Here is a 1329-nt window from a genome sequence, read left to right as displayed (position 1 = left end):
TACGATCTCGTCGTCATCGGTTCCGGCCCCGGAGGCCAGAAGGCCGCTATTGCCGCGGCCAAGCTGGGTAAGTCGGTGGCGGTCGTCGAACGCGACAACATGCTCGGTGGTGTCTGCACCAACACCGGGACCATTCCGTCCAAGACGCTGCGCGAGGCGGTGCTGTACCTGACCGGCATGAACCAGCGTGAGCTGTATGGCGCGAGCTACCGGGTGAAGGCCAACATCACCCCGGAAGACCTGCTGGCCCGCACCGAACACGTCATCCGCAAGGAAATCGAGGTGGTGCGCGCTCAGCTGCTGCGCAACCGCATCGACTTGATCAGCGGCGTCGCCCGTTTCGCCGACGAGCACACCGTGGTGGTGGAGGAACCCTCCCGCGGCGAGCGCACCACGTTGCACGCCGAGTACGTCGTCATCGCCACCGGAACCAATCCGGCCCGGCCGGACGGAGTGGCCTTCGACGAGAAACGCGTCTTGGATTCGGACGGCATCTTGAATCTGCGGTTCATTCCCGGATCGATGGTCGTCGTGGGCGCCGGCGTCATCGGCATCGAGTACGCCTCTATGTTCGCCGCCCTGGGCACCAAGGTGACCGTGGTGGAGAAGCGTGACACCATGCTCGACTTCTGCGACCCGGAAGTCGTTGAGGCCCTTCGCTTTCACCTGCGCGATCTGGCGGTGACGTTCCGTTTCGGCGAGGAGGTCACCGCGGTGGCCGTCAACGACTCCGGCACCATGACCACGCTGGCGAGCGGTAAGCAGATTCCCGCCGACACCGTCATGTACTCCGCCGGACGGCAGGGCCAGACCGATCAGCTCGACCTCGTCAAGGCGGGGCTGGAGGCCGACAACCGCGGCCGGATCTGGGTCGATGCGAACTTCCAGACCAAGGTTGACCACATTTACGCGGTGGGCGATGTGATCGGGTTCCCGGCGCTGGCGGCCACCTCGATGGATCAGGGACGCCTGGCGGCCTATCACGCGTTTGGCGAACCGTCGAAGGGCATGACCGATCTGCAGCCGATCGGCATCTACTCCATCCCGGAGGTGTCCTATGTGGGTGCCACCGAGGTTGAGCTCACCAAGAATGCGATTCCCTACGAGGTGGGCGTCTCGCGTTACCGCGAGCTGGCGCGCGGTCAGATCGCCGGCGATTCCTACGGCATGCTCAAGCTGCTGGTGTCCACCGAGGATCTCAAGCTGCTCGGAGTGCACATCTTCGGCTCCGATGCCACCGACCTGGTGCATATCGGGCAGGCGGTGATGGGCTGCGGCGGCACCGTCGAATACCTGGTAGACGCGGTTTTCAACTATCCGACGTTCTCG

Annotated in this window: 1 protein-coding gene; it reads left to right on the top strand. The window is 64.3% G+C overall.

Annotation, left to right across the window (positions count from 1 at the left end):
* On the top strand, positions 1–1329 hold a 1329-nt coding region (gene sthA, locus BKG76_RS00010; protein ID WP_070934825.1), incomplete at both ends, for a Si-specific NAD(P)(+) transhydrogenase.

Source organism: Mycobacteroides franklinii, assembly GCF_001853795.1.
Lineage (GTDB): Bacteria > Actinomycetota > Actinomycetes > Mycobacteriales > Mycobacteriaceae > Mycobacterium > Mycobacterium franklinii.
Note: the sequence above shows the minus strand (reverse complement) of the source record. Positions and strands in the feature narration are given on the sequence as shown.